At 61.6% G+C, this 1,535-nt stretch carries 1 protein-coding gene; it reads left to right on the forward strand.

What is annotated here, in order from left to right:
- The first annotated feature begins 255 nt into the window (after positions 1-255).
- Positions 256-1,461, forward strand: a complete 1,206-nt coding sequence (locus B2W55_RS13380; protein WP_024582011.1) for an ABC transporter substrate-binding protein — start codon at positions 256-258, stop codon at positions 1,459-1,461.
- The last annotated feature ends 74 nt before the right edge of the window (positions 1,462-1,535 follow it).

Raw genomic sequence — 1,535 nt, forward strand, 5'->3', positions numbered from 1 at the left:
TTGTGAACTCAGGGGACCCATTACCACAGATATTTGCCGCTAAGCGGAATGTTGCCCCAGCGCCGCACCAAATAAACAGCCGGGGTAATGGGTCCCGGCCTTCGCCGGGACGACGAGGGTGGTTTTATCCCGCCCCTCGCTTCACCCCCGCCGCATTTTCGCATTCCTGACCCGGCGTCTCGCCGCAAGCCTGCCTCCCCCGACCTGCGTAAGCTCGCGTCCGCGAACAACAAAAAACGCACAGGGAGGCTCACGATGATCTGGAAGGCCATCACGGCACTGGCAGCTCTTGCGCTCGCGACACAGGCGCATGCCGCCGAGAAGAAATACGGCACCGGCGCCAGCGACACCGAGATCAAGCTCGGACAGACCTCGCCATTCTCCGGCGCGGCATCGGCCTACAGCGTGATCGCGAAGACCCAGGCCGCCTACTTCAAGATGATCAACGACCAGGGCGGCGTGAACGGGCGCAAGATCAATTTGATCACGCTCGACGACGGCTATTCGCCGCCGAAGACGGTGGAGCAGACCCGCAAGCTGGTGGAGCAGGAGGAGGTCGCCGCGATCCTCAATCCGCTGGGCACGCCGACCGGGCTTGCCGTGCGCAAATATCTCAACGACAAGAAGGTGCCGCAGCTGTTCGTCGGCGCCGGCGCCACGCTGTGGGGCGACTATCAGCATTATCCGTGGTCGATCGGCTTCCAGCCGTCGTACCAGGCCGAGACCGCGGTCTATGCCAAATACGTGCTGACCAACAAGCCGGACGCCAAGATCGCGCTGTTCTACCAGAACGACGATGCCGGCAAGGATTACGGCAACGGCTTCAAGAAGGGGCTGGGGCCTGAGAACACCGCGAAGATGGTGGTGGCGGAGACGACCTATGAATCGACCGATCCCACGGTCGACAGCCAGATCGTGAAGCTGAAGGCCTCCGGCGCCAACGTGCTGTTCATGCACGCGATCCCCAAGCAGGCGGCGCAGGCGATCAAGAAGATCGGCGAGATCGGCTGGAAGCCGGACATGTTCTTCCTCGCCGCGACCTCGACCTCGGTGTCCTCGGTGCTGAAGCCGGCCGGCTTCGAGTATTCCAAGGACATCATCTCGTCCTACTCGCTGAAGGATCCGAACGATCCGCAGTGGAAGGACGATAAAGACGTCATCGCCTGGAAGGAGTTCATGACGAAGTATTTTCCGGACGGCAATTTGCAGGACCAACTGATCGTCTACGGCTATGTGGTGGCGGAGGCGACGGTGCAGGTGCTGAAGCAGTGCGGCGACGACCTCACCCATGAGAACATCATGAAGCAGGCCGCCAATCTCGACATCGCGCTGCCGATGTTCCTGCCCGGCATCAAGGTGAAGACCTCGCCGACCGATTACTTCCCGGTGGAGGCGATGCGGCTGCAGAAGTTCAACGGCGAGACCTGGCAGCTGTTCGGCGACACCATCGGGAACGATTGAGGGGCGAGTGAGAAGAGAATGACTGTGGGGGTGATGGGACGCTGAACCATCCCCATCGTCGTCCCGGCGCAGGC

The organism is Bradyrhizobium sp. UBA2491, assembly GCF_002341725.1.
In the GTDB taxonomy this organism is placed as follows: domain Bacteria; phylum Pseudomonadota; class Alphaproteobacteria; order Rhizobiales; family Xanthobacteraceae; genus Bradyrhizobium.